Here is a 24,713-nt window from a genome sequence, read left to right on the forward strand (position 1 = left end):
ATACCAGCGTTCTTTTCCAATCCCTACCCCTCCGTGCCCGACCAACCCGAATCCAAAACCGCCATTATCGCCGCGCTGGCGGCCAACCTGGGCATTGCCGTTATCAAGTTTGTGGCGGCGTGGTTCACGGGCTCGTCGGCGATGCTCTCGGAGGGCATTCACTCGCTCGTGGACACGGCCAACGAGTGGCTGCTGCTGCTGGGGCTGCGCGCCAGCCGGCGGCCGGCCAGCGTGCGGCGGCCGTTTGGCTACGGGCGCGAGCTGTATTTCTGGGCCTTCATGGTGGCGGTGTTCATCTTCACCATCGGCGGCGGGCTATCGCTCTACGAGGGCTACGAGCACCTGCGCCACCCCGCGCCGCTGGGCAGCCCCACCTGGAACTACGTGGTGCTGGCCGCGGCCTTTTGCCTGGATGGCAGCTCGTTTCTGGTGGCGCGGCGCGCCTTCAACGCGCAGCGGGGCCAGCAGCCGTTCTGGGCCGCTTTCCGTGCCAGCAAGGACCCGTCGATTTTCGTCGTGCTCTTCGAGGATGCGTCCGACCTGCTAGGCCTGCTCATCGCCTTTTTGGGCGTTTTCCTGAGTCATTGGCTGAATATGCCCGTGCTGGATGGGGTAGCGTCGCTGCTCATTGGGGTGCTGCTGCTGGTAGTGGCCGTGCTGCTGCTGCGCGAAACCAAGAGCCTGCTGCTGGGCGAGCCCGCCGAAGATGCCCTGCTCCGGCACGTGACGGACCTGGCCTGCGCCGAAAAAATGATTGTGCGCACCGCGCCGCCGCTCTCGTCCTACCTCAGCCCGCACGAGATACTGGTGGTGCTGCCCGTCGAGTTCGTGCCCGACCTGCCCGCCGCCCAGCTCACTGAAGTAGTGGCGCAGCTCTGCGACGCCATCAAGGCCGCCTACCCCGACGTGCAGCACGTGTTTATTCAGCCCGCGGCACTGGGCGGGGCCGCATAGGCGCTTCGCGGAAATGGAGGGGGGTAGGGGGCTGAGCTTAGCGGTGGCGCGGAGATTTCGGCCAATGGCCGGTTCGCTCGAAGCGCGGCCAATAAATTAGTGGCTGTGAAAAGGAGCGCAAACGATTGCGAACACTCCCGGTTAGGGCCGGGCAGAAAGCTGTGCTTACTATTGTCCCCGGCAATGCCCGCCCCAGCTCGGGGCGGGCGTGCCGGCCTGGCCGCGCTCTTTGCGGCCAGGTAGCAAAACCTTCCAAAAGCCCACCGCAGACATGACCAAAATCAACGTAGCGAACCCCGTAGTAGAGCTCGACGGCGACGAGATGACGCGCATCATCTGGAAATTTATCAAAGACAAGCTCATTCTGCCTTATCTGGAACTCGACATCAAGTACTATGACCTGGGTATCGAGCACCGCGACGAAACCAACGACCAGGTAACCATCGACTCGGCCAACGCCATCAAGCAATACGGCGTGGGCATCAAGTGCGCCACCATCACCCCCGACGAGGAGCGCGTGAAGGAGTTCGGTCTCAAGCAGATGTGGAAGTCGCCCAACGGCACCATCCGCAATATTCTGGATGGCACCGTGTTCCGCGAGCCGATTGTGATGCGCAACGTGCCGCGCCTGGTGCCCAACTGGACGGCCCCGATTTGTATTGGCCGCCACGCCTTCGGCGACCAGTACCGCGCCACCGACTTCCTGACCAAGGGCAAGGGTAAGCTCACCATCACTTTCCAGCCCGAAGACGGCGGCGAAACCCAGTCGTTTGAGGTATTCAACTTCAAAAGTGACGGCGTGGCGCTGGCCATGTACAACACCGACGAGTCGATTCGCGGCTTCGCGCACGCCTGCTTCAACCAGGCCCTGATGAAAGGCTGGCCGCTGTACCTGAGCACTAAGAACACGATTCTCAAGAAGTACGATGGCCGCTTCAAGGATATTTTCCAGGAGATTTACGAGCAGGACTACACGGAGAAATTCAAGGCCGCTGGCATCACCTACGAGCACCGCCTCATCGACGACATGGTGGCCTCGGCCCTGAAGTGGCACGGCAACTTCGTGTGGGCCTGCAAAAACTACGACGGCGACGTGCAGAGCGACACCGTGGCCCAGGGCTTCGGCTCGCTCGGCCTGATGACCTCCGTGCTGGTGACGCCCGACGGCGGCACGATGGAGGCCGAAGCCGCCCACGGCACCGTGACGCGCCACTACCGCGACCACCAGAACGGCAAGCCCACTAGCACCAACCCCATCGCCAGCATCTTCGCCTGGACGCGCGGCCTCGAATTTCGGGGCATTCTGGATAAGAACCAGGAACTCATCGACTTCTGCAAAGCCCTCGAAGCCGTGTGCATCGAAACCGTGGAAAGCGGCAAAATGACCAAGGACCTCGCCGTGTGCATTCACGGCAACAAGGTGCAGCACGGCCGCGACTACCTCTATACGGAGGAATTTTTGGAGGCGCTGGATGAGAATTTGAAGAAAAAGCTGAGTAAGTAAGCCCGTTAGCTTCGCACTACTAAAAGCCTTCGTTGCCCTGCGCAACGGAGGCTTTTCAGTTTTATGTCAGGTAAGATGAGTAATGATGGGGTAAACAATGGCTGAATAAGTACTACCCCAACGATAACTAAAAAATCCCGAAAGGCTTAATTTTGGCGTATTTCCGCCGCATGATTTTCGCCTACATCCGAGTAAGTACCGACAAGCAGACCAACGAAAACCAACGTTTCGAGCTAAATCGCTTCGCCGCACAGCGCCAGATTGATGCCTGGACCGAGGAAACCATCAGCGCCCTTAAGAAGCTGGAACACCGCAAGCTAAGCGGCCTGCTGGCCCAGATGCGACGCGGCGACGTGCTGCTGGTTACCGAGCTCTCCCGCGTGGGCCGCAACCTGATGCAGATAATGAGCATCCTCAACCAGTGCATGGAGCGCGACATCCAGGTGTTCACTACCAAGGAAGGCTACGAGTTGGGCAACAACATCAATGCTAAAATCCTGGCCTTCGCCTTCGGCCTCTCCGCCGAGATTGAGCGCAACCTCATTTCGCAACGCACCAAAGAAGCCCTGGCCCGCAAAAAAGCCGAGGGTGTAATCCTTGGCCGCCCCAAAGGCAGCAAGTCGAAGCGCAAGAAGCTCACCGGCAAGGACGAGGAAATTCAGCGGCTGCTGGATAAGAAAATTTCCGTCAGCGGCATCGGCCGGCTGCTGGGAGTGCATCGGCTCACGGTGGCAGCGCACATCGAAAATCATCTGGCCGCACCTGCTGCCAAAGCAGTTGGCTAACTTTGTTGGAATCATCCGCTTTTAGTTATACCCCCTTGCCCCGGCCCTACCTCCTTCAACTGGCTTCGGCCGATACCCCGCAGTACCTGGAATTCGTGCCCGCGCTCACAGAGGCGTACAACGCGCTTTGGGCGGCTGAGCTGCCAACTTCGCTGTTGGTAGATGTCGCCCACTGCGCTTTTCTGGCCCCCGGCCACTTGGTAGCTTTGGCTTGTCTGGTTGATTTTTACCAACTGCGGGGCATTGAAGTAAGCATGAGTTTGAGCGAAAACGAAGCCCATGACTACTTAGCGCGCATCCGTTTTTTCGACTATTGGCAGTCCGGTTTTGACCGGCGGCGCTATACCCCTAATCAGCTCGATACCAATTTGTGTCTGTGGCAGGTAGATGGCCAAATGATTGATGCCTACGCCCACCAAGCTAAAGCCTATTTCGCGCAAAATTTTCTGCCCGACAAAAATCTGGACGTACTTCATACTAGCTTGGCCGAGTTGTTCAACAACATCTGCGACCATGCCCAGTCGCCGGTGCAAGGGTATTGCTTCACGCAGTATTACCCAAAGCGCCAGCAACTGGTGACGGCCGTTTGCGACTTTGGCATGGGCATTCCTGCCTCCATCAACCGGCTTTGGCAGGCAAAAGGGCGGCGCGGCCTACCCGATGCCGATGCCCTGCGAGCGGCGCTCCGCCGAAGGGTTACCACCCAGTCTACACCTCGCAACCGGGGTTTCGGGCTTGACAGCCTAGCGACCAGCACTCGCTCTATGCAAGGTGAACTGACTTTTGTTTCTAACTTTGCCCTGCTGGAACAGTTGGCTACTGGCGAGATAGTTACCAAAAATCCTTCTTGCTTCTTTCCTGGCACGCTCATCGTAGTTACTCTAAATACCGCTACCCTCCCCGCCGTAGAGGAGGAATCAGAGGTCGATGAATTCAGTTTTTAACTTCCTCCGCTATGCTCACTTCCTCACCTCCCACGCTAGTTCTTACTGCCCTCACGGCCGGGACCTCTACCAACGCCGAAGGCAGTAAGCTCTTCGCCGCGCTGGCTCCCTACGTGGCACAGGCAGCAGTAGTGCGGCTTTCGCTGCTGGATGCTTCGCCTATGTCCACTTCATTTCTCAATTCTTCCTTTGGCGAGCTAATTGACGATTTTGGGCTAGCTGCAGTGCGCAGCTCGGTGAAGCTGGTGGATTACCTGCCTTCTCACGCGGCGCGCATCAAGCAGTATATTGATGACTTTAAGCCAGTCGCGCTCTGCTAGCGCGCAGCTGGTTACAAAGTGAGAACTGGTCTAAGGCCGGTTTTTTTGTTCGCATTCAAGCGTAATCCTGGGCCATTCTAAAGGCAGCAAGTTAAAGCACCAGAAGCTCACCAGTAAGGACGAGGAAATTCAGTAGCTGCTGGCTGATAAAATCTCCGTCAGTGACATTAGCCGGCTGCTGGGGGTAGCGGCTCACAGTAGCAGCGCATATCAAGTAACATAACACCTACCAACAACAAGGGGCACAGCAGTTTTCTGCCGCGCCCCCTTGTCAATATGTTACTATAAAGATACTACGCTAAGTTATTCGAGGCAGCCTTGGCTGTCAGGAACTCGCGATTCAAGATAGCGATATTTTCGAGCGAGATGCCTACCGGGCACTCGGCCGCGCACGAGCCGATGTTGGTGCAGGCGCCGAAGCCTTCAATGTCCATCTGGGCCACCATATTTTCGACGCGGGTTTCGCGCTCCACCTGGCCCTGGGGCAGCAGCGCAAGCTGCGACACCTTGGCCGATACGAATAGCATGGCCGACGCATTTTTGCAAGCTGCCACGCACGCGCCGCAGCCGATGCAGGTAGCGGCTTCGAAAGCACGGTCCGAAATCTCTTTCGGAATCGGAATCTCGTTGCCGTCGGGCGTGCCGCCGGTGTTCACGCTCACGTAGCCACCGGCTTGAATGATGCGGTCGAAGGCCGAGCGGTCCACGCTCAGGTCTTTGTTTACCGGGAACGCGTTGGCGCGCCAGGGCTCGACGGTGATGGTGTCGCCATCCGAGAACTTGCGCATGTGCAGCTGGCAGGTGGTCGTGCCCTTCTCAGGGCCATGCGAGCGGCCATTGATGAACAGGTCGCACGAGCCGCAAATGCCCTCGCGGCAGTCGTGGTCGAAGGCCACCGGGTCCTGGCCTTTGTGCAACAGGTCCTCGTTGAGCACGTCGAGCATTTCCAGAAACGACATATCGGGCGATATGTCGTTCACCTTGTAGTCCACAATCCGGCCCTCGGTCTGGCGGTTGGGCTGCCGCCACACGCGCAGCGTCAGGTTCATGGGTTTAGCGTTGGGGTTACTTCCAGCCATTGTAGTAAAACGTCATGCTGAGCTTGCCGAAGCATCTCGCTCGCGTCGTTGTGATGGTAATTAATTACTTCTGCACGCCAGATGCTTCGCTGTGCTCAGCATGACAACCGGATTATTTGTAGCTGCGTTGCGTAAGCTTCACATTTTCGAACACCAGCTCTTCCTTATTAAGACGCTCGGGCTGATTGTCGCCTACGTACTCCCAGGCCGCCACGTAGGCGTACTCGTCGTCGCGGCGCAGGGCCTCGCCTTCCTCCGTGGCATATTCCTCGCGGAAGTGGCCGCCGCAGCTTTCGTTGCGGTCCAGGGCGTCATCTACCATCAGCTCGCCGAGCTCCAGGAAGTCGGCTACGCGGCCGGCTTTTTCCAGCGCCTGGTTCATTTCCTCGCCCGAGCCTACCACTTTTACATCCTGCCAGAACTCTTTGCGCAGCTTAGCGATTTCGGCTTTGGCGTAGCGCAGGCCTTCGGCGTTACGAGCCATACCGCAATACTCCCACATAAGGTGGCCGAGCTTTTTGTGGAACTCGTCAGGCGTGCGGTTGCCCTTGATGCTAAGCAATTGCTCCACGCGGGCCTGCACGCCGGCCTTGGCCTCGGCGAAAGCCGGGTGGTCAGTAGTAACCGGCTTGGGGGGGGTAGCCGCCAACTGGTCACCAATGGTAGCCGGAATCACGAAGTAGCCATCGGCCAGGCCCTGCATCAGGGCCGAAGCGCCGAGGCGGTTGGCACCGTGGTCCGAGAAGTTGCACTCGCCCGCGGCGTAGAGGCCGGGAATGGTGGTTTGCAGATTGTAATCTACCCACAGGCCGCCCATCGTGTAGTGCACAGCTGGGTAAATGCGCATCGGCCGCTCGTAAGGGTTTTCGTCGGTAATCTTCTCGTACATCTCGAAGAGGTTGCCGTACTTCTGACTCACTGCCTCGGCGCTGGTGCGCTTGATAACGTCGGCAAAGTCGAGGTACACGGCCAGGCCCGTCGAGCCTACCCCCTTTCCTTCGTCGCACATCTGCTTGGCGTTGCGCGAGGCTACGTCGCGCGGCACTAGGTTACCGAAAGCCGGATACTTGCGCTCCAGGAAGTAGTCGCGGTCATCTTCCTGGACGTCCTGCGGCTTGATTTCATTGTTGCGCACGCGCTCGGCCAGCTCCTTGGTCTTGGGCACCCACACGCGGCCGTCGTTGCGCAGCGACTCCGACATCAGCGTCAGCTTCGACTGGTAGTCGCCCGATACTGGGATGCAGGTGGGGTGAATTTGGGTAAAGCAAGGGTTGGCGAAATACGCGCCCTTCTTGTGGGCCCGCCACGCCGCCGAGGCGTTGCAATACATAGCATTGGTACTCAGGTAGTACACGTTGCCATAGCCGCCGGTGGCCAGCACCACGGCGTGGCCGGCGTGAGTTTGCACCTCGCCCGTGATGAGGTTGCGGGTCACGATGCCGCGCGCCTGGCCGTCTACTACCACCACATCGAGCAGCTCCGAGCGGGTGTACATTTTCACCTTGCCGTAGGCAATCTGCCGGCTCAGGGCCGAATAGGCACCCAGCAAGAGCTGCTGCCCGGTCTGGCCGCGGGCGTAGAACGTGCGGCTCACCTGCGCCCCCCCGAAGGAGCGGTTAGCCAGCAACCCGCCGTATTCGCGGGCGAAGGGCACGCCCTGGGCCACGCACTGGTCAATAATACTGACCGACACCTGGGCCAAGCGGTACACGTTGGCCTCGCGGGCACGGTAATCGCCGCCTTTAATAGTGTCGTAGAACAGGCGGAACACCGAGTCGCCGTCGTTCTGGTAGTTCTTGGCGGCGTTGATGCCGCCCTGCGCCGCGATGGAGTGCGCCCGGCGCGGCGAGTCGTGGTAGGTAAACGCTTTCACGTTGTAGCCCAGCTCGGCCAGCGAGGCGGCAGCGGCTGCACCGGCCAGGCCGGTGCCCACTACAATCACGTCGTACTTGCGCTTGTTGGCGGGGTTAACGAGCTTGACGTTGAACTTATGCTTGTCCCATTTCTCGGCCAGGGGGCCTTCGGGCGCTTTGGAATTCAAAACCATAGTGGATAGGCTAAGAAACTAATGTTAGTTGAACGCCAGCACCAACTGGTGCAGCACGGCCGGCGCGCTGCTCACCAGCGCTCCTTTCTCGTTGGTAAACAAGAGGAAGTAGAGCGGCATCGAAGCAAAACCAGCTGATACAATGACAGCGAACGCGTAGCCAAAGTTTTTAATCAGCGGCATGTATTTGCGGTGGTTGAGGCCCAACGTCTGGAAGCCCGAGCGGAAGCCGTGCCACAGGTGGTAGCCCAGGCTGGCCTGCGCCGCCACGTACAGCGCCACGTACCACCACTGATGAAACGACGACACCACCAGGCGGTACAGGTCGTCGTTGTGGTTGATGTCCGGGTCGATGGTGCCGAAGCGGGCGCGCCAGAAGAAATTGTACAGATGAACAATCAGAAACACCAGAATAATAGAGCCCAGAATACCCATGTTGCGCGAGGTCCACTCCGAGTTTTGCTTGGCCTCCCACTGCACGTAGCCGTGCGAGCGGGCGCTTTTGTTGCGGCGCGTCAGCATCAGGGCTTCGTAGATGTGGAAGCCGAAGCCCAGCACCAGGCCCCATTCGATGGTGCGAATGACCGGGTTGGTGCCCATGAAATGAGAGTAGGTGTTAAAGGCTACCCCGTCGTCGTGCTTGAAAAGCTGGAGGTTGCCCACGAGGTGCACGACCAGGAAAGTGCAGAGAAAGAGCCCCGTCAGGGACATAATAATCTTGCGCCCAATGCTGCTGGTGAAGGTTTTTGTAAACCAATTCATAGAAATCGTAGCCAAAAAGAAGGTCTCTATTATTGCCCAAAGGTAGGGCCGGTGGTGCCTCAGCCCAAGGCGGCCGGCGCACATAAGCCTTATTTAGAACCGTTAAACCCAGGTGACGACAAACGGCCAGTCGCCGTGAATCAATCCGACCCGAAAGCCGTTAACCAGATTACTGCGTACTTTCCACAACCAAAAGCCCGAAAAAAAGGTTGGGCCGTGGCGTAAAAGGGGCAATAAAGGGTGTTTTTGCGGGTTGTAAGCTGTTACTCAACATTGGTAGATTATGCGACTTTTTTTATCTTCTGGGAAGAATAGCGGGCGCGCGACCTGGCTGGTAGCCTTGCTGCTCATGGGCCTGGGTTGGCTGCGGCCGCAGGTGGCACAAGCCACGCACCTGCGCGCCGGCGACATTCAATCCAGAGTGGATAGTATCACTGGTAATCCGAATCACCTTTTTTTTCGGATGACGATTTATCAGGATAAAACATCGTCGGTGGACCAAACACTGGCTTCCACAACCATTTTCTTCGGTGACGGTACAGAGTTGAATGGTAATGACAAGGATGCTTCCGGCCGGCCCCTTATGACCCGCACGGAGGACCTTACCCGCTCAACGGCGGATACGAAAGTATATCTGTTTGACTTTGACCACTTCTTCTCAGGAGCAGGCAAATACCCAGTCAGCTTTATTGGCGAAAATCGGAATGCTGACATCAAGAATATGGTGAATTCGGTCAATACGACGTTCTATATTGAGTCTGACGTCACGATTGACCCGATTTATGGCCTCAACCACTCACCTGTGCTAAAAGCCCCGGCGCTGGACCGGGCGGGGGTGTCGCAAGTGTTCCTGCACAACCCCGCGGGATACGATGCCGATGGTGACTCGTTGGCGTACAAGCTGATTCCTTGCCAGCAAGTAGTGGGCGGCGTAGCAGCAGCCGAGGCTAATAATAATAAGCCTCTCCCGGTGCAATGTCAAAACTATGTGTATCCTGATAACCAGAGTCTGTTTGCGGGTGCCAAGCAAGTAACCTACAACGGCGTGCCTGCCGGTGACCCAACGAAAAACGCGATTATCGTGCAGGATGTATACACCGGGCAAATAACCTGGAATGCCCCGGCGCTGGCGGGTATTTATAATATTGCTTTTAAAGTGGAGGAGTGGCGCCGCATCAATGGCTTTTACCGGCAGATTGGTTTTGTAATTCGCGATATGCAGATTATCGTGTCGCCCACCAACAACCTGCCCCCTACCCTCACGGTGCCGCCCGACGTGTGCGTGGTGGCTAACCAGACCGTGACCCTAAAGGTGTCGGCCACCGATGGTTCGGGCCCTGGCTCGCAGGCCCCTACCCCCGTTACGTTGTTTGCCTACAGCGGCATTTTGCCGCCGGCCACCTTTGTGCAGACCAACACGGGCACCACCGTAGCGGGCACGTTCACCTGGACGCCCGATTGCAGCAAGGTTTCCAATCAGCCCTATCTGGTGGTATTTAAGGCGCAGGACAGCCCGCCCAACGCGAACGTTTCGACGCCTATTCTTATCGACGAAAAGACCGTGCGCATTACGGTGGTGGGGCCACCGCCGCAGAACGTGCGCGCCGTGTCAAGCTCCTCGGCGGCCGGGCTGGTGAGCTTGCTGAGCTGGGACCGCTACAGCTGCCCGAATGCGAAAAACCTGCTGATTTTCCGGCGCGAAGGCTGCTACCCCTACACGCCCGGTCCCTGCGACACGGGCCTGCCCGCCAGCGCCGGCTACACGCAGATTGGGTCCGTGGACCCCACGGTTACCACTTTTGTCGATGACAACGCCGGCAAGGGCCTGAGCCGGGGCAAAACGTATAGCTACCGCATATACGCCACGTTCCCGCTGCCCTCGGGCGGCCTCAGCATCGTGTCGAACGAGGCTTGCTTGTCGTTTAATGGCCGCTCAGCCATGCTCACCAACGTGGACGTGAACACGACCAATGCCACCACCGGCCAGATTACGGTGAAGTGGACCCGCCCGCGCGCCGACAACGGCGGCACGTTTGGCACGCCTTCGGGCTACCGCCTCAGCCGCAGCGTGGGTGCGGGGCCGCTGGTCCTGGCCACAACCATCACCAACCTCACCGACACCACCTACGTGGACCGCGGCCTGAACACGGTGGCCAACCAGTACACCTACACGCTGGTGTTCTTCAACACGGATAATTCGACGGGCACGGCGGTGGAAAAAACCGAAACCTCGCCCACCGCCACCAGCGTGCGCACCAGCCTGGTGCCCGACGGCCTGGCCAAAACCATCACCGTGAACTGGGCCTACAACGTGCCTTGGGACAACAGCAAGCAGCCCACGATTATCTACCGGCAGGACACGCCCACCGGCACCTTCAACCAGATTGCGAGCGTAACGCCCAGCGCCACCAGCGGCACCTACGTGGATAAGGGCCTGCAAACCGGCCAGCAGTACTGCTACTACGTGCAGACTACGGGCCAGTACGCGGGCATATCTTACCTGCTTAACCTGCTCAATAACAGTCAACAGGTATGCACTACCCTCCAGGCTACGCCCTGCACGCCGGTGCTGAGCGTACAGGCGATTAATTGCGATAGTCTGGCCAACCTGCCGTCCTACCCCTCCCCCGGCCAGCGCTACCAGAACAACCTGCGCTGGACGGTCGGCAACACGCCCGCCGGCTGCGCCACCAACGCCGTGTACTACCGCATTTTCCGCGGCGACACCCAGGCCGGGCCTTTCGTGCTGATTGACTCCACGGCCCAGCTTAGCTACCTGGACCGCAACCTGAGCCGGCCCACCAGCTGCTACCAGGTGCAGGGCGTGGCATCGAGCGGCCAGCGCAGCGCGCTCAGCAACATTGCCTGCCAGAGCGACTGCGTGTTCTTCCTGCTGCCTAACATCTTCACACCCAACGGCGACAACGTGAACGAGGTGTTCCGGCCCAAGACGTCGAGCCCGGTGGCGAGCACGCACATCCAGATTTTCAACCGCTGGGGCGTGAAAGTGTACGAGAGCAGCGCCGACCCCTACATCAACTGGACGGGCGGCGGCGTATCGGGCGAAAGCACCACCAGCGGCCTAGTGTCGAACGGCATCTACTACTACCTGGCCGAGGTGCAGTTTGCCGACGCGGCCAACACCAAGCGCACCTACAAAGGCTGGGTAGAGGTGTCGCGCTAGCGCCTACCCCCCCGCCAACCAGTGAAGCCGCCCCTAGCCGGGGCGGCTTTTTTGGCTTTATTTTGCCGGACCCCGCCGTTGGTGCGGGCTGGTTTTCTGGTTTAAAACAATCGCATCTTGACCCCTACCCCCCCCTCCGAAGCCGTAGTGACGGCCCTTGTATTTCCTGGCCAGGGCTCGCAGTTTCCGGGCATGGCCCGCGAGCTTTTTGAGCAAAACGAGGCCGCCCGCGCCCTGCTCACTCAGGCCAATGATATCCTGGGTTTTGACCTGACCAAGCTCCTATTTGAGGGCAGCGAGGAAGACCTGCGCCGCACCGACGTGACGCAGCCGGCCGTGTTCGTGCACTCGGTGGCGCAGTTCGTGGCCCGGCCCGACTGGCAGCCCGCAATGGTGGCCGGCCACTCGCTGGGCGAGTTTTCGGCGCTGGTAGCGGCTGGCGTGCTCACCTTCGCCGATGCGCTGCCGCTGGTGGCGCGCCGCGCCCAGGCCATGCAGGCCGCCTGCCAGGAGCAGCCCGGCACGATGGCCGCCATTCTGGGCCTGCCCGACGAGGCCGTGGAGCAAGGCTGCCAGCAGGTGAGCGCCAGCGGCGACGTGGTGGTGGCCGCCAACTACAATTGTCCCGGCCAGCTCGTTATCTCCGGCTCCACGGCCGGCATCGCCAAAGCCTGCGAGGTGCTGAAAGCCGCCGGGGCCAAGCGCGCCCTACCCCTGCCAGTGGGCGGAGCCTTCCACTCGCCCCTGATGCAGTCGGCGCAGGCCGCCCTGGCCGAAGCCATCGAGCGCACGACTTTTCACGAGGCCCGCTGCCCGGTGTACCAGAATGTGGATGCCGCCCCGCACCGCGACCCAGCCGAAATCAAAGCCAACCTACTCGCTCAGCTTACCGCCCCCGTGCGCTGGACCCAGAGCGTGCAGGCCATGTTCCGCGACGGCGCGACGCACTTCGTGGAGTGCGGCCCCGGCAAAGTGCTGCAAGGCCTAGTGAAAAAAATCGAGCCCACCGCCACGATTGGGTGAAATGGGGAGGGGTGAGACAATGAGGAGGTAAGAACGTCATTCCGAGCTTGCCGAGGAATCTCGCCCGCGTCGTTGCACGATACCCGAACGATGCGAGCGAGATTCCTCGGCAAGCTCGGAATGACGTTCTTACCCCCTCAACATTTCACTATCTAACCATCTCAGCACTTCGCCACCGCCAACTCGTCCGGGCACTCAGCTAGCAGCTCAGTAATCGTGCGGTGCAGCTGCGGATGCAACAGTTGCGGCGCAAGCTCGGCCAGCGGCACGAGGGCAAAGCGGCGGGCAGGCAGCGCCGGGTGCGGCACCGTGAGGCTGGGGGTAGCAATTATTTCCTGGCCAAAAAGCAGGATGTCCACATCCAGCGTGCGAGCACCCCAATGCACCTGGCGCTCGCGGCCCTGCTGCTGCTCGGCGGCCAGGCAGGCGGCCAGTAGGATAGGGCCGTCCAGTTCGGTTTCGACGGCCAGCACCTGGTTGAGAAAAGCCGGCTGGTCTTCCACGCCCCAGGCTGCCGTTTCGTAGAGCGATGACGCGGCCATAATGCTGCCGGCCGTGGCCGCCAGGTCGGCGCGGGCCTGCTCCAGGCGCGCGGCCCGGTCACCGAGGTTGCTGCCCAGCAGCAGGTAAGCCAGCTTTTTCAATGATGATAGGACTTACGCAAAAGACGTCTGTCATTGCGAGCATGTTGCGCATTAAGCAAGGTCGCGGCAATCGCCCCAGAACGACTGGCGCGGGTGTCGTTCTGGTGCGATTGCTTCGCTTTGCTCGCCATGACAGACGATTTGCGTAAGTCCTATATGAATTAGAGATTATGAATTCAGGGAGATGTAAGCTCAGCAGTTTCGCCGAAATAATTTCAACAGAATTTAGGCAAATCACCAGCTGCGCTCTACGCACCTCCACGGGAACCTGACGTTGCAGGCAATTTGCGTAAGTCCTACTCAATTCATAATTCATAATTTCTAATTCATAATTGAAAAAAACTCCGCCGTGCGCTCGGCGATGAGCTGCGCCGGAGGGGGTAGGGCCGGGCCGGCCCACGGGTGAGCACCGCCAAACATGTGCCCCGCGCCGGGCACTACCAGCACCTCAGCGGCAGGCTGACCGGCGTGCAGCTGGTGCAGAGCCGCCAGCGGCACCGTCTCGTCCTGGTCGCCGTGGATGAGCAGCACCGGCTGGCGCAGGCCGGGCATCAGGGCCGGCAGGTCGAGGCGGGCGCGGTTTTGGAAGAAATTTTCGGCAATCTGGTAGTACATCGGCAGTTGCTGGCCGGTGCGCATATTGGGCACGTAGAGCACGCCGTCGCGCTGCCACTTTTCGACTACTTCGGCGGGCCAGCGTGGGTGCAGGTCGGCCACGGCGGCCCAGGTGGCCACGGCCGCCACGCGCGAGTCTTCGGCGGCTTTGAGGAGCACCAGCGCGCCGCCCCGGCTGTGGCCCACCAGGCCAAGGCGGCGCAGGTCGAGCTGGGCGGCGGGCAGGGGGGTAGTGCCCGGCGTGTGCAGGGCGTCGAGCAGCTGGCCGAGGTCGTCGAGCTCCAGGCTGAAATTATTTTTCCCGAAAGCTTCCAGGTCCTCCAAATCGCCGGTGCCGCCCACCACCACGCCGTTGTGCGAGAGGTTGAGCTTGACGAAAACGAAGCCTTTATTGGCAAAAAACTCGGCCAGCAGCCCGAAGTGGCCCCAATCCTTGAACCCCTTGAACCCGTGCACGAACACCACGATGGGCTGGGGCTGGCCGGTGGGCTGGTAGGTGGCATCGGCGGCAAAAGGGCGGCCGTGCGCGCGGCCAACCAGCGTGAACTCGACAGTACGGAGCATGCGGCTAAGGTAGTGAGTGCGGCCCGGCCGCCGTAATATTGCGCCCGCATGGCAAACCCGCTCGACCAGATTCAGGCTCCTATCACCGCGGAAATGGCGGAGTTCGAAGTCAAGTTTCGGCAGTCGATGCAGACCAAGGTGCTGCTGCTGGACAAGATAATGGGCTACATCGTGCGCCGCAAAGGCAAGCAGGTGCGCCCCATGTTCGTGTTCCTCACGGCCCGCGCCAGCGCCGCCGACCCGGCCAGCCCCTTGCCCGAAGCCGTGTTTCGGGGCGCGGCGCTCATCGAGCTGCTGCACACCGCCACGCTGGTGCACGACGATGTGGTGGACGAGAGCAATTACCGCCGGGGTTTCTTCTCTATCAACGCGCTGTGGAAGAATAAGATAGCTGTGTTAGTAGGAGATTATCTGCTCAGTCGTGGCCTGCTGCTTTCGCTTGAAAACGACGACTTCGACCTGCTCAAAATTGTGAGCAACGCCGTGAAGGAATTGAGCGAAGGTGAGCTGCTGCAAATCGAAAAGGCCCGCAGCCTCGACATCACGGAGGACGTGTATTTCGATATTATTCGCCAAAAAACGGCTTCGCTCATCGCCTCCTGCACGGCCGTGGGCGCGGCGGCGGCCGGGGCCGACAAGGCCACTATCGAAAAAGCCCGGCTTTTTGGCGAGAAAGTCGGCATGGCGTTTCAAATAAAAGACGACCTGTTTGACTACGGTACGGCCGAAATCGGCAAGCCGGTGGGCATCGATATCAAGGAAAAAAAGATGACCCTACCCCTCATCTACGCCTTGCAGCAGGCCAGCTGGCTCGACAAGCGCCGCGTTATCTACAACGTGAAAAACAACGCCGGCCACCGCGACCGCGTGCAGCAGGTTATCGACTTCGTGAAGCAGTCGGGTGGCCTCGACTACGCGATTAAAACGATGGAGCGCTACCGCGACGAGGCGCTGGAGATTCTGCACGAGTTCCCCGAGTCAGCGGCCAGAAATTCGCTGGAAATGCTGATTAACTACACGATAGAGCGCGAGAAGTAGCGCGAAGTTTCCACTTCGTGCGCGAGCGTAGCGAGCAGGCGGAACCGCGCGGCACGAACGACCATGCTCGCTACGCTCGCACACGAAGTGGAAACTTCGCGCTACTTGAGCACCAGCATCGGGTCGGGGCATAATTCCGCCCAATAATTCTGTTCGCTAACTGCGGCTACCCCCGGAAAATCGCCCTGGCGGCCCTGCATGTCGGCCATGAGCTGGCAGTGCAGGTGCGGCGGCCAGTCGCCGTTTTCGGGGTAGGGGCCGACGTGGGCGAAGACCTGGCCGGCGGCCAATGCTTGGCCCACGGCCAGCGGCGGCAGGTCGGTGCGCGTGAGGTGGCCGTAGAGGCTGTAGAAGGTAACGTCTTCTAGCTCATGCTGTAAGATGATGGTCGAACCGTAGTCGCCGAAGTGGTTATTATCGGCCAGACTGTGCACGGTGGCAGGCAGCGGCGCCGCCACCGGCGTGCCGGCCGGCACCCACACATCCACGCCCAGGTGCAGGGAGCGCGGCTCGGTGGCGTCGTCAAAATGTGGACTGCGGCGGTAGATGACCCGGTTTTCGAGGTAGCCGCCGATGCCGGCGGTGGCGTGCTGCTCGGCCAGCATATCGCGTACCAGCGCATCAAAAACCGCCGTGTCGCGCAGGCGCTCGGGGTGGGTCAGGCGCGGGTTGGCGGCCGTGAAATCGAGCGGGGCTATACCAGCGCTGGATAGGGGGTAGGCGGGCAGCACCGGCCGGAAACTGGCCCGGTGGCGGGTGAGCAAGTCAGAAAGTGGAGTCATGGCGAAACGAAGCTAGCGCCGGCCGGTTAATCCCTACCCCCTCAAAAATCGGTAACCTAAACTTCACGTGCCGCAGCTGGCGTAAATTTGTCGCCTTACCCAACTCTACCCTATGTCGTCTTATTTGACGCTCACCGTCGTCGCCCTCACCCAGGAAACCCCGGATACCGTTACCATTCACCTCCAGCGGCCCGATGGCCAGACCGTGCCCAGCAAGCCGGGCCAGTTTTTGACGCTGCTCGTGCCCTGCGGCCCTGGCGGCGGCCGGCCCGAGCGCCGGGCCTACTCGCTCAGCAGCACGCCCGCCGAAGCCCCGCGCCTGTCCGTCACCGTGAAGCGCGTGACGGGCGGCTTGGTGAGCAATCATTTGCTTGATAACGTGAAAGTTGGCCAGCAATACGAAGTGCTACCCCCCCTCGGCAACTTCGTGGTGCAGCCCAGCCCCAAGGCGGCCCGCTCGCTGGTGCTCATCGGGGCCGGCTCGGGCATTACGCCGCTCATGAGTATGCTCAAGGCCGTGCTGGCCCAGGAGCCGCAGAGCCATGTTCTGCTTATTTATGGCAACCGCAACGAGAATACGGTTATTTTCAAGCAGCAGCTCGATGCCCTCGAAGCCGGCAGCCGCGGCCGCCTGCAAGTGGAGCATGTGTACAGCCAGCCGCTGCATGCCACCGGCCCGCATCAACATACCGGCCGCCTCAACCGCACCACTATTTTGCGCATTATGGAGCAGCGGCACCAGTTTCCGGCACCGCAGGCCGAGTATTATATCTGCGGCCCCGAGGGCCTGATGACCGAAGCCCAGGCCGCCCTGGAGCTGCTGAACGTGCCCAGCAGCCGCGTGCGCCGCGAGAGCTTCGTGGCCGCTGCCGACGCGGCCGAAGCCGGCGACGCGCACGGCGACTCGCTGGCCGGCGCCAATGACGGCCCCGTGACCGAGCGCACCGTCACCATTCAGTACGAGGGTAGCGAATACAAGCTGGTGGTGCCCGCCAAAACGACCATTCTCGACGCCGCGCTCGACCAGGATATCGACCTGCCTTATTCGTGCCAGGCGGGCGTGTGCACGGCGTGCCGCGGCAAGTGCCTCAGCGGCAAGGTGCACCTCGATGAGCGCGAAGGTCTGTCGGATGCCGAGCTGGCCAAAGGATATATTCTAACGTGCGTTGCCCACCCGCTGACGGCCGACGTGGTAATTGAAATTTGTTGATAACCAAGCAGTAGGAGGGGGTAGGGAGCTTTCTTAAGGAGGAATTAATCAAACCGCACAAGCTGCTGGTCATTAAATTACGTAACTTGTGTTCTATGGTGATTCCTGAGCTTGATACCTTGGCGGCCTCGCCGGCCACCGACACTGCCCGCCCACCCCGCCACTACTTGCCCGAAGATTTTCAGGTGACCGACTGGGCCATGCTGGAGCCATTCTTTCAAGAATTGCAGCACCGCCCCGTGCGCGACGCCGCCACCTTGGAGCGCTGGCTGCTCGACCGCTCGGAACTGGAATCGGTGCTGAGCGAAGACCTGGCCTGGCGCTACATCCGCATGACCTGCGACACCCAGGACGAAGGCCGCGCCGAGGCGTTTCAGTTTTTTGTGCAGGAAGTGGAGCCGCAAGTAGCCCCCTACGACCATGCCCTCAACGAAAAGCTGCTGGCCAGCCCCTACCTCAGCGAGCTGAGCCCGGAGCGCTACGGCGTGTTTCTGCGCTCGGTGCGCCGGGCTTCGGAGATTTACCGCGAGGAAAATATTGCCCTCAAAACCGATATTTCGACCAAGCAGCAGCAGTATGCGGCCACCGTGGGTGCCATGACCGTGCTGCTCGACGGCGAGGAGCTGACGCTGCCCCGCGCCGCCGACCGCCTCAAAAGCCTGAGCCGCCCGGTGCGCGAGCAGGCCTGGCGCGCCATTCAGGAGCGGCGCTTGCGCGATAGCAAGCCGCTCGACCAGCTCTTTACCGAGCTCGTGGGCCTGCGCCATCAGGTGGCGCTGAACGCGGGTTTTGCCAACTTTCGCGATTACATGTTTGCCGCGCTGGGGCGCTTCGACTACACGGCTGAGGATTGTTTCGACTTCCACTCGGCCATCGGGGCCACGGTGGTGCCGCTCATCAACGAGTTTGATGAAGCCCGCCGCCACGACCTCAAACTGCCCGCCCTGCGGCCCTGGGACCTCGACGTGGACCCCAGCGGCCAGCCGCCGCTACGCCCGTTTCAGATCGGGGCCGAGCTGCTTGAAAAGACCATTGCCGTCTTCCATCAGCTCGACCCTTTTCTGGGCGATTGCCTGCGCACCATGCGCCAGATGGGCCACCTCGACCTCGAAAGCCGCAAGGGCAAAGCGCCCGGCGGCTACAACTACCCGCTGGACGAAACCGGCGTGCCGTTTATTTTTATGAATGCCACTTCGTCGCTGCGCGATGTGGTGACGATGCTGCACGAAGGCGGCCACGCTGTGCATTCGTTTCTGACCCGCCGCCTACCCCTCTCGGCCGACAAGCACCCGCCGAGCGAAGTGGCCGAGCTGGCTTCGATGAGCATGGAATTAATGAGCATGGACCATTGGGACGTGTTTTTTCAGGACCCCGCCGAGCTGCGCCGCGCCAAGAAAACCCACCTCGAAGGCGTGCTCGAAACCTTCCCCTGGGTCGCCACCATCGACAAGTTTCAGCACTGGATTTACGAAAACCCGGACCACACCGAAGCCGAGCGGCACAAGCGCTGGACCGAGATTTTCCAGAATTTCAACCAGCGCACCGTGAGCTGGAGTGGCCTGGAGCAGTTCCGGCCCACGCTCTGGCAAAAGCAGCTGCACCTCTACGAAGTGCCGTTTTACTACATCGAGTACGCGATGGCGCAGCTCGGGGCCATTGCCGTGTGGCGCAATTATCGGCAGGACCCCGCCGCCGCGCTGGCCGGCTACCAGCGGGCGCTGTCGCTGGGCTACACCGTGCCCATTGGCGAGGTGTATGCAGCAGCCGGCATCCGCTTCGACTTCAGCACCGAGTATTTGCGCCAGCTAGCCGACTTCGTGCGCGAAGAGATGGCGGCGCTGTAGTCTTTTAAGTTACGAAATTTGTCATTGCGAGCGCAACGAAGTGGAGCGCGGCAATCTTTCCTAAGCGTAGAGGTACCAACTCTAACGTGAAGGAAAGATTGCCGCGCTCCACTTCGTTGCGCTCGCAATAACAAATATTTTAATTGTTTTCTATGCTCACCATTCCCGTACTAAATTCCTCGCGGCACCCGCTGCCCGAATACCAGACGGCGCACGCCGCCGGCCTTGACCTGCGGGCCGACCTGCCCGATGGCCCGCTCACGCTGGGCCCTTTGGAAAGAGGGCTGGTGCCAACGGGCCTCAGCCTAGCACTACCCCCCGGCTACGAGGCGCAGGTGCGCCCCCGCAGCGGCCTGGCCTACAAGCACGGTATCGGCATCGTCAACAGTCCCGGCACTATCGATGCCGACTATCGGGGCGAGATTAAGGTGCTGCTGGTCAACCTCTCCAACGAAGTATTCACCGTGCGCGACGGCGAGCGCATTGCCCAGTTGGTAGTGGCCCGCCACGAAACCATCGAATGGCAGCCCGTCGAAACGCTGAGCGAAACTGCCCGTGGCGCGGGCGGCTACGGCAGCACCGGAAAGTGAGTTAAGAGTGAAGAGTTATATAAACGAGTAACAGCTCGTAATTTACAACTTTTCCCTCTTCTCTCTACTGCGCCTGCACCGTGCCGGCGGCGCGCTGGCGGGCGATGATTTGGAGGTTGCCGCCGGCGGCGTTGAGCTTTTGGCTCAGCTCGCGAATTTTGTCGCCGGTGCCTTCGAAGCTGTGGATGGGGAGGGCAGCGCGGGCCGTGAGGTTGGCTAGCTTCTGGAACGAGGCACCCATAGCGCCCGCGTCGTTGCGCTGAATGTGGCCATTGAGCTCGTCAAGTTCGGCCACGACGAGCCGCACGGAGGGAATGTCGGTGCCGCGCAGGTGCTGGAGCCAGTTGCCCACTTGCTGCTGGCCCGAGGCAGGGTCTTGCATAAAGCCGTTGTTGATGGTAGCGAACAAGGCCTGAATGCTGGATTCGATTTCGGAGATGAAGTTCATAAGGCAAAAGTAAGAAGTCGCTGGTCTAACGCCGCCGGGCGGCCAGTAGTTATGCCGGGCAACGTTATTCGCGGACCCTACCCCACCTTTGCGGCCCCAAGCTTCTGCTGCCGCCCATGAACCTCATCACCCTCGCCGACCTAGAGCAGGCGCAGCAGCGGCTGCGCGGCCTGGCCCGGCGCACGCCGCTCTTGCCCTTCGACCTGCCCGAGCTGGGCGGCGAGCACGTCTATCTCAAGCCTGAAAGCTTGCAACCCATTGGCTCGTTCAAGATTCGCGGGGCTGGCAACCGCCTCATGGCCCTCACGGAGGCCGAGCGGGCGCGCGGCGTGCTGGCCTACAGCAGCGGCAACCACGCCCAGGGCGTGGCCTACGCGGCGCGGCAGCTGGGCCTGCGCGCCACCATCATTATGCCCACCAACGCGCCGCGGGTAAAAATCGACGCTACCCGTGCCCTGGGGGCCGAAGTCATCCTCTACGACCCGGCCCACGAAAAGCGCGAGGCCGTGGCCGCCCGCCTGCTGGCCGGGGCCGCCGCGCCGCCGGTGCTGGTGCCGCCCTTCGATGATGCTTACGTGATAGCCGGCCAGGGCACCGTGGGCCTGGAAATATTCGAAGACCTGCCGACCGTGGACCTCGTGTTGGCACCCGTGGGCGGGGGCGGCCTGCTGGGGGGGGTAGGGGCCGCGCTAAAACTGCTGAAGCCCGGCGTGAAAATAATCGGCGTAGAGCCTGAGTTCGCCGCCGATGCCCAGGCTTCCCTGCGGGCGGGCCGGGTGGTGGAGTGGCCCGCCGCCGATACTAACCGCACGCTGGCCGATGGCGTGCGCACCTTGTCCGTGAGTGAATTAACGTTTGCCCACTTGCGCCAATACGCCGACGATATTGTGACCGTGAGCGAGGCCGAGCTGCGCGCCGCCGCCCGCCGCCTGCTGCTCGAAGCCCGCCTGGTGGTGGAGCCCACCGCCGCCCTGCCGCTGGCCGCGCTGCTGCGCCACCGCGCCGCCCTACCCCCCAGCCGGCACACGGTGCTCATCCTCACCGGCGGCAACGCCGACCCAGCCACGCTGGCGGAGCTACTGGGAAGCCAGTAGCTTTGCCTTGTAGATACGATTGATAGCTTACTTTTCTGGATGGGTTAGAAAATTCAGTCGAACTACTTGAAAACGAGATACTAATTGAAGAGAATGTGTTGTGCTTTTCCTTTCGGGTGGCAGGTAAGTACCCGTTAGCAAATACTTTATCCTATGTTCAGGTACGCCCTCTAATTTGGGCCAATGAAAGGAAAGGAGCGGAATAAGATTCTAATCTTATGGGGCGTTGGAGCCCGTTTAACATGACAATCCCCGCTCTTTTTTAGGGTCACTTTGGACAGTTCCAGTAGGCCACCGAGCCTGTATCAGGATAGTAAAAGACACCCTAGAAGTCCTTTTTTACTACTTTTTCTCCACTCTTTTACTGCTGTACTTAATGGTTATCGCCTCTTCGTTACCCGTTGTCGGCCTGGACGTGAGCAAAGCCACGCTGGCCGTCTGTTATCAAGTAAATGACCAGATTAAGCACCTGGAAGTCAGCAATACCAAAGCGGGCTTTCAGCAGCTAGTGAAGGCGTGCGGCGGGCAGTACCAGTTTGTGATGGAAGCCACGGGCACCTATAATCTGGCCCTGGCTTACTACCTGCATGAACAGGGCGGACAGGTGGCCGTGCTCAATCCGCTGGTAATTAGACGCTTCATTCAACTGCACTTAGGTAAGGGCAAAAGCGAGCGCAAAGATGCGCAGTGGTTGTTGCGCTATGGTCAGCAACAGCCGTTGAAAGTCTGGCAGCCGGACGAAGCGGTCCTGGTCGAGTGCCGGCACCTAGAACAGGTCAATGAGCAGTTACTCAAGCAAAAAGTGATGATTAGCAACTCGTTGGAAGCCTTACAGCACCAACCTATTGTGAGCAAACTCGCTTTGAAACGGCTTCAGCAGCTGCTCAAGACCTTAACGCAGCAAGTGGAAGCGGTAGAGGCCGAACTACTGGCCCTGTTAGAACGGCGCTTTGCGCAGGAAATGACGCTGTTGTGCTCCATTCCTGGCATTGGGCGCAAAACAGCGGGCATGCTACTGCTCTTTGTCGGCGGCTTCACTCACTTCGATAACTACCGGCAAGTCATTGCCTTAGCCGGTCTCTCCCCCCGCGAGCATACCTCGGGCACGAGTATCCGCGGGAAGGTGCGCATCACCAAAATGGGTGGGGGGCTGATTCGCGGCAAGCTCTTTATGTGCAGCTTTTCGGCCAAGAAAACGAACGTGGCTTGTGCGGCCCTTTTTGACCGCCTAGTGGCCAAAGGCAAGAACAAGAAACTAGCCCTGATTGCCGTCTGCAACAAACTCCTCAAGCAGGCCTTTGCTATTATCAAATCGGGTGTGCCCTACCAAGCTGATTTTTGCTCGAAACTGGCCCAGGCCTCTTAAATTCTAACACAGTTCATGGTAAATCAGACGGTCATGCCGAGCTTGTCGAAGCATCTCTACTGCGTAACTCACTCTAAACGTTGAGATTACTCTCGTGGTAGAGATGCTTCGACAAGCTCAGCATGACGTTCTTTTATAGCAAATTAATTAGCAACGGGTACCTAACCTAGTAGAATGCATAACTAATTTTACTCTGCAACAGCATGAGTTGCACTTGGATAAGCTGCATTTGGAGGGCTCGGCTATTAACCAAGTGGGGCGGCCTGCGTTATGGCAGGTAGCTTATCAACTAGGTCGTTACTTTGGCATGAAAACCCTGCGTATCGAAGGTGGCCGCCGCACGACTGGCCGGTATAGCGGGAAACTGCCAACGCCTTTTATCATTACCATTCCCGACGCCTAATTAGTATCCTTATGGCAACTATCGTTTTAGCAGGCTGGCGCGTAGGCTTACAGAAAATAGCCTTGACCAAACTGCAGCAAGAGCTGCTTCAACTGCCGCTGAAAGAAGCAAAGGAAAATGTTGACCTCTTGCTTGAAGGCGAAAAAAACTTGTTGCGCGCCGGCCGCCCCATAACGTTGAATGTGGCAGATGGGGTAGTGGGCGAATTTATCAATCGCGCTAACAGCTTAGGCGCGCTCGTGGGGTTTATGATAACAGATATTTCCAGCCAACCAACCAATAATTCGGCCGTTGTAATTCAGCAAGCCGCTTAGTCTCCAGACTTTTATCTTTCTACCCTGACTTTTTCTTAACCAACACCCCATGAAAATAATTGTCCCGATGGCTGGCATGGGTAAGCGCATGCGCCCGCACACGCTCACCGTACCCAAACCCCTGATTCCGATTGCCGGCAAGCCCATTGTGCAGCGCCTTGTTGAAGACATTGCCCGCGTGTGCGGCGAGCCCGTGACGGAAGTTGCCTTCATCATCGGCCGCTTTGGGGCGGCCGTGGAAAAAAGCCTCGTGGCCATTGCCGAGTCGGTGGGTGCCAAAGGCTCGATTTACTACCAGGATGAGCCGCTGGGCACCGCCCACGCCATCTTGTGCGCCAAGGAGTCGCTAAGCGGCCCGCTCGTGGTGGCCTTCGCCGACACGCTGTTCAAGGCTGATTTCACGCTCGATAGCTCGGTGCCCGGCACCATCTGGGTGCAGAAAGTGGCCGACCCCAAGCCCTTTGGCGTGGTGAAGCTCAACGAGAAAGGCCAGATTACGGAATTCGTGGAGAAGCCCGAAACCTTCGTGTCGGACCTCGCCATTATCGGCATCTACTACTTCCAGGACGGCGCTTACCTGCGCGAGGAGCTGCAATATTTGCTCGATAACGACATCAAGGACAAAGGCGAGTATCAACTCACCAACGCCCTCGAAAACATGAAGAACAAGGGCACCATCTTCGTGCCCGGCCATGTAACCGAGTGGCTCGACTGCGGCAACAAGGACGCCACCGTGTTCACCAATCAGCGCTACCTCGAATACCTCAAGGAGCGCGGCGAAAAGCTGGTGGCCGACTCGGCCAAAATCACCAACTCGGTCATTATCGAGCCGGTGTATATTGGCGAGAACGCCGTGATTACCAACTCGGTAGTCGGCCCGCACGTGTCGCTGAGCGCCAACGCGGTGGTCGAAGACTCGCGCTTGGCCAACTCCATCGTGCAAACGGCCGCCACCGTGCGCCACGCCAACGTGGCCAACTCCATGATTGGCAACAGCGCCAGCGTCAGCGGCCAGCCTGCCGACCTGAGCGTGGGTGACTTTAATACGCTGCGCGTGTGATAAGTTAAGCCCTGCGTGCGTTACCGAACGGCGCGGCCCCCACGGTGGGGCCGCGCCGTTCGCGCGTAAATCCGCGTACATTCGCCCGTAGGTTTTTGGTTTATTTATTGTGTTTAGGTGTGCTATGCTTATACGTTCG

At 59.8% G+C, this 24,713-nt stretch carries 21 protein-coding genes and 1 pseudogene; 15 read left to right on the top strand and 7 right to left on the bottom strand.

Going from position 1 to position 24,713, the window contains the following annotated elements:
- Positions 1-33 precede the first annotated feature (33 nt).
- The 5 genes from A0257_18445 (at position 34) to A0257_18465 (ending at position 4,507) form a co-directional block, all read left to right on the top strand.
- Positions 34-954 carry a cation transporter gene (locus A0257_18445; protein AMR28881.1) on the top strand — a complete coding sequence of 307 codons (921 nt, stop codon included), beginning with the start codon at positions 34-36 and terminating at the stop codon, positions 952-954.
- A 271-nt stretch (positions 955-1,225) separates the two neighbouring features.
- Positions 1,226-2,458, top strand: coding sequence for an isocitrate dehydrogenase (locus A0257_18450; protein ID AMR28882.1), 1,233 nt, complete (start codon positions 1,226-1,228; stop codon positions 2,456-2,458).
- A gap of 170 nt (positions 2,459-2,628) precedes the next feature.
- Complete coding sequence (locus tag A0257_18455; GenBank protein AMR28883.1) at positions 2,629-3,243, top strand: invertase; 615 nt, start codon at positions 2,629-2,631, stop codon at positions 3,241-3,243.
- 35 nt (positions 3,244-3,278) lie between these two features.
- Positions 3,279-4,187, top strand: a complete 909-nt coding sequence (locus A0257_18460) for a hypothetical protein (protein AMR28884.1) — start codon at positions 3,279-3,281, stop codon at positions 4,185-4,187.
- Between the two features lie 11 nt (positions 4,188-4,198).
- Positions 4,199-4,507: a hypothetical protein gene (locus tag A0257_18465; protein ID AMR28885.1), complete on the top strand. Its 309-nt coding sequence runs from the start codon at positions 4,199-4,201 to the stop codon at positions 4,505-4,507.
- Positions 4,508-4,800: 293 nt separating this feature from the next.
- On the opposite strand, the gene A0257_18470 is transcribed toward A0257_18465, so the two are convergent.
- The 3 genes and pseudogenes from A0257_18470 to A0257_18480 all read right to left on the bottom strand — a co-directional run bounded on the left by A0257_18470 (position 4,801) and on the right by A0257_18480 (position 8,395).
- Positions 4,801-5,556, bottom strand: a complete 756-nt coding sequence (locus A0257_18470; GenBank protein AMR28886.1) for a fumarate reductase — start codon at positions 5,554-5,556, stop codon at positions 4,801-4,803.
- Positions 5,557-5,698: 142 nt separating this feature from the next.
- Positions 5,699-7,633, bottom strand: a complete 1,935-nt coding sequence (gene sdhA / locus A0257_18475; protein AMR28887.1) for a succinate dehydrogenase — start codon at positions 7,631-7,633, stop codon at positions 5,699-5,701.
- 105 nt (positions 7,634-7,738) lie between these two features.
- Positions 7,739-8,395, bottom strand: a pseudogene (locus A0257_18480) (succinate dehydrogenase).
- Between the two features lie 583 nt (positions 8,396-8,978).
- Here A0257_18480 and A0257_18485 point away from each other — a divergent pair.
- Both A0257_18485 and A0257_18490 read left to right on the top strand, forming a co-directional pair.
- Positions 8,979-11,579: a hypothetical protein gene (locus tag A0257_18485; GenBank protein ID AMR28888.1), complete on the top strand. Its 2,601-nt coding sequence runs from the start codon at positions 8,979-8,981 to the stop codon at positions 11,577-11,579.
- Between the two features lie 147 nt (positions 11,580-11,726).
- Complete coding sequence (locus A0257_18490) at positions 11,727-12,602, top strand: malonyl CoA-acyl carrier protein transacylase (protein AMR28889.1); 876 nt, start codon at positions 11,727-11,729, stop codon at positions 12,600-12,602.
- 161 nt (positions 12,603-12,763) lie between these two features.
- On the opposite strand, the gene A0257_18495 is transcribed toward A0257_18490, so the two are convergent.
- Both A0257_18495 and A0257_18500 read right to left on the bottom strand, forming a co-directional pair.
- Complete coding sequence (locus tag A0257_18495; protein AMR28890.1) at positions 12,764-13,246, bottom strand: 2-amino-4-hydroxy-6-hydroxymethyldihydropteridine pyrophosphokinase; 483 nt, start codon at positions 13,244-13,246, stop codon at positions 12,764-12,766.
- Positions 13,247-13,567: 321 nt separating this feature from the next.
- Entirely contained in the window at positions 13,568-14,425 is an 858-nt protein-coding gene (locus tag A0257_18500; GenBank protein ID AMR28891.1) for a dienelactone hydrolase, read from the bottom strand.
- A 48-nt stretch (positions 14,426-14,473) separates the two neighbouring features.
- Between A0257_18500 and A0257_18505 the strand changes: the two genes are divergently transcribed.
- Positions 14,474-15,463 carry a polyprenyl synthetase gene (locus A0257_18505; protein AMR28892.1) on the top strand — a complete coding sequence of 330 codons (990 nt, stop codon included), beginning with the start codon at positions 14,474-14,476 and terminating at the stop codon, positions 15,461-15,463.
- 101 nt (positions 15,464-15,564) lie between these two features.
- On the opposite strand, the gene A0257_18510 is transcribed toward A0257_18505, so the two are convergent.
- A complete protein-coding gene (locus A0257_18510; protein AMR28893.1) occupies positions 15,565-16,245 on the bottom strand; it encodes a peptidase M23 in 681 nt (226 codons plus the stop codon).
- Between the two features lie 112 nt (positions 16,246-16,357).
- On the opposite strand from A0257_18510, the gene A0257_18515 reads away from it, so the two are divergent.
- The 3 genes from A0257_18515 (at position 16,358) to A0257_18525 (ending at position 19,889) form a co-directional block, all read left to right on the top strand.
- Entirely contained in the window at positions 16,358-17,455 is a 1,098-nt protein-coding gene (locus tag A0257_18515) for an oxidoreductase (protein ID AMR28894.1), read from the top strand.
- 95 nt (positions 17,456-17,550) lie between these two features.
- Entirely contained in the window at positions 17,551-19,299 is a 1,749-nt protein-coding gene (locus A0257_18520) for an oligoendopeptidase F (GenBank protein AMR28895.1), read from the top strand.
- Positions 19,300-19,451: 152 nt separating this feature from the next.
- Complete coding sequence (locus A0257_18525; GenBank protein ID AMR28896.1) at positions 19,452-19,889, top strand: deoxyuridine 5'-triphosphate nucleotidohydrolase; 438 nt, start codon at positions 19,452-19,454, stop codon at positions 19,887-19,889.
- A 64-nt stretch (positions 19,890-19,953) separates the two neighbouring features.
- Here the strand turns inward: A0257_18525 and A0257_18530 are convergent, their stop codons facing one another.
- Entirely contained in the window at positions 19,954-20,337 is a 384-nt protein-coding gene (locus A0257_18530) for a hypothetical protein (protein ID AMR28897.1), read from the bottom strand.
- A gap of 116 nt (positions 20,338-20,453) precedes the next feature.
- Between A0257_18530 and A0257_18535 the strand changes: the two genes are divergently transcribed.
- The 4 genes from A0257_18535 to A0257_18550 all read left to right on the top strand — a co-directional run bounded on the left by A0257_18535 (position 20,454) and on the right by A0257_18550 (position 24,574).
- Positions 20,454-21,431 (top strand): threonine dehydratase, encoded by a 978-nt coding sequence (locus A0257_18535; GenBank protein AMR28898.1) that lies wholly within the window; start codon positions 20,454-20,456, stop codon positions 21,429-21,431.
- Positions 21,432-21,807: 376 nt separating this feature from the next.
- Positions 21,808-22,797, top strand: a complete 990-nt coding sequence (locus A0257_18540; protein AMR28899.1) for a hypothetical protein — start codon at positions 21,808-21,810, stop codon at positions 22,795-22,797.
- Between the two features lie 414 nt (positions 22,798-23,211).
- Positions 23,212-23,514 carry a hypothetical protein gene (locus tag A0257_18545; GenBank protein ID AMR28900.1) on the top strand — a complete coding sequence of 101 codons (303 nt, stop codon included), beginning with the start codon at positions 23,212-23,214 and terminating at the stop codon, positions 23,512-23,514.
- Between the two features lie 49 nt (positions 23,515-23,563).
- Positions 23,564-24,574, top strand: a complete 1,011-nt coding sequence (locus A0257_18550) for a nucleotidyltransferase (GenBank protein AMR28901.1) — start codon at positions 23,564-23,566, stop codon at positions 24,572-24,574.
- Positions 24,575-24,713 lie beyond the last annotated feature (139 nt).

The sequence above is a fragment of the Hymenobacter psoromatis genome (assembly GCA_001596155.1).
In the GTDB taxonomy this organism is placed as follows: Bacteria; Bacteroidota; Bacteroidia; order Cytophagales; family Hymenobacteraceae; genus Hymenobacter.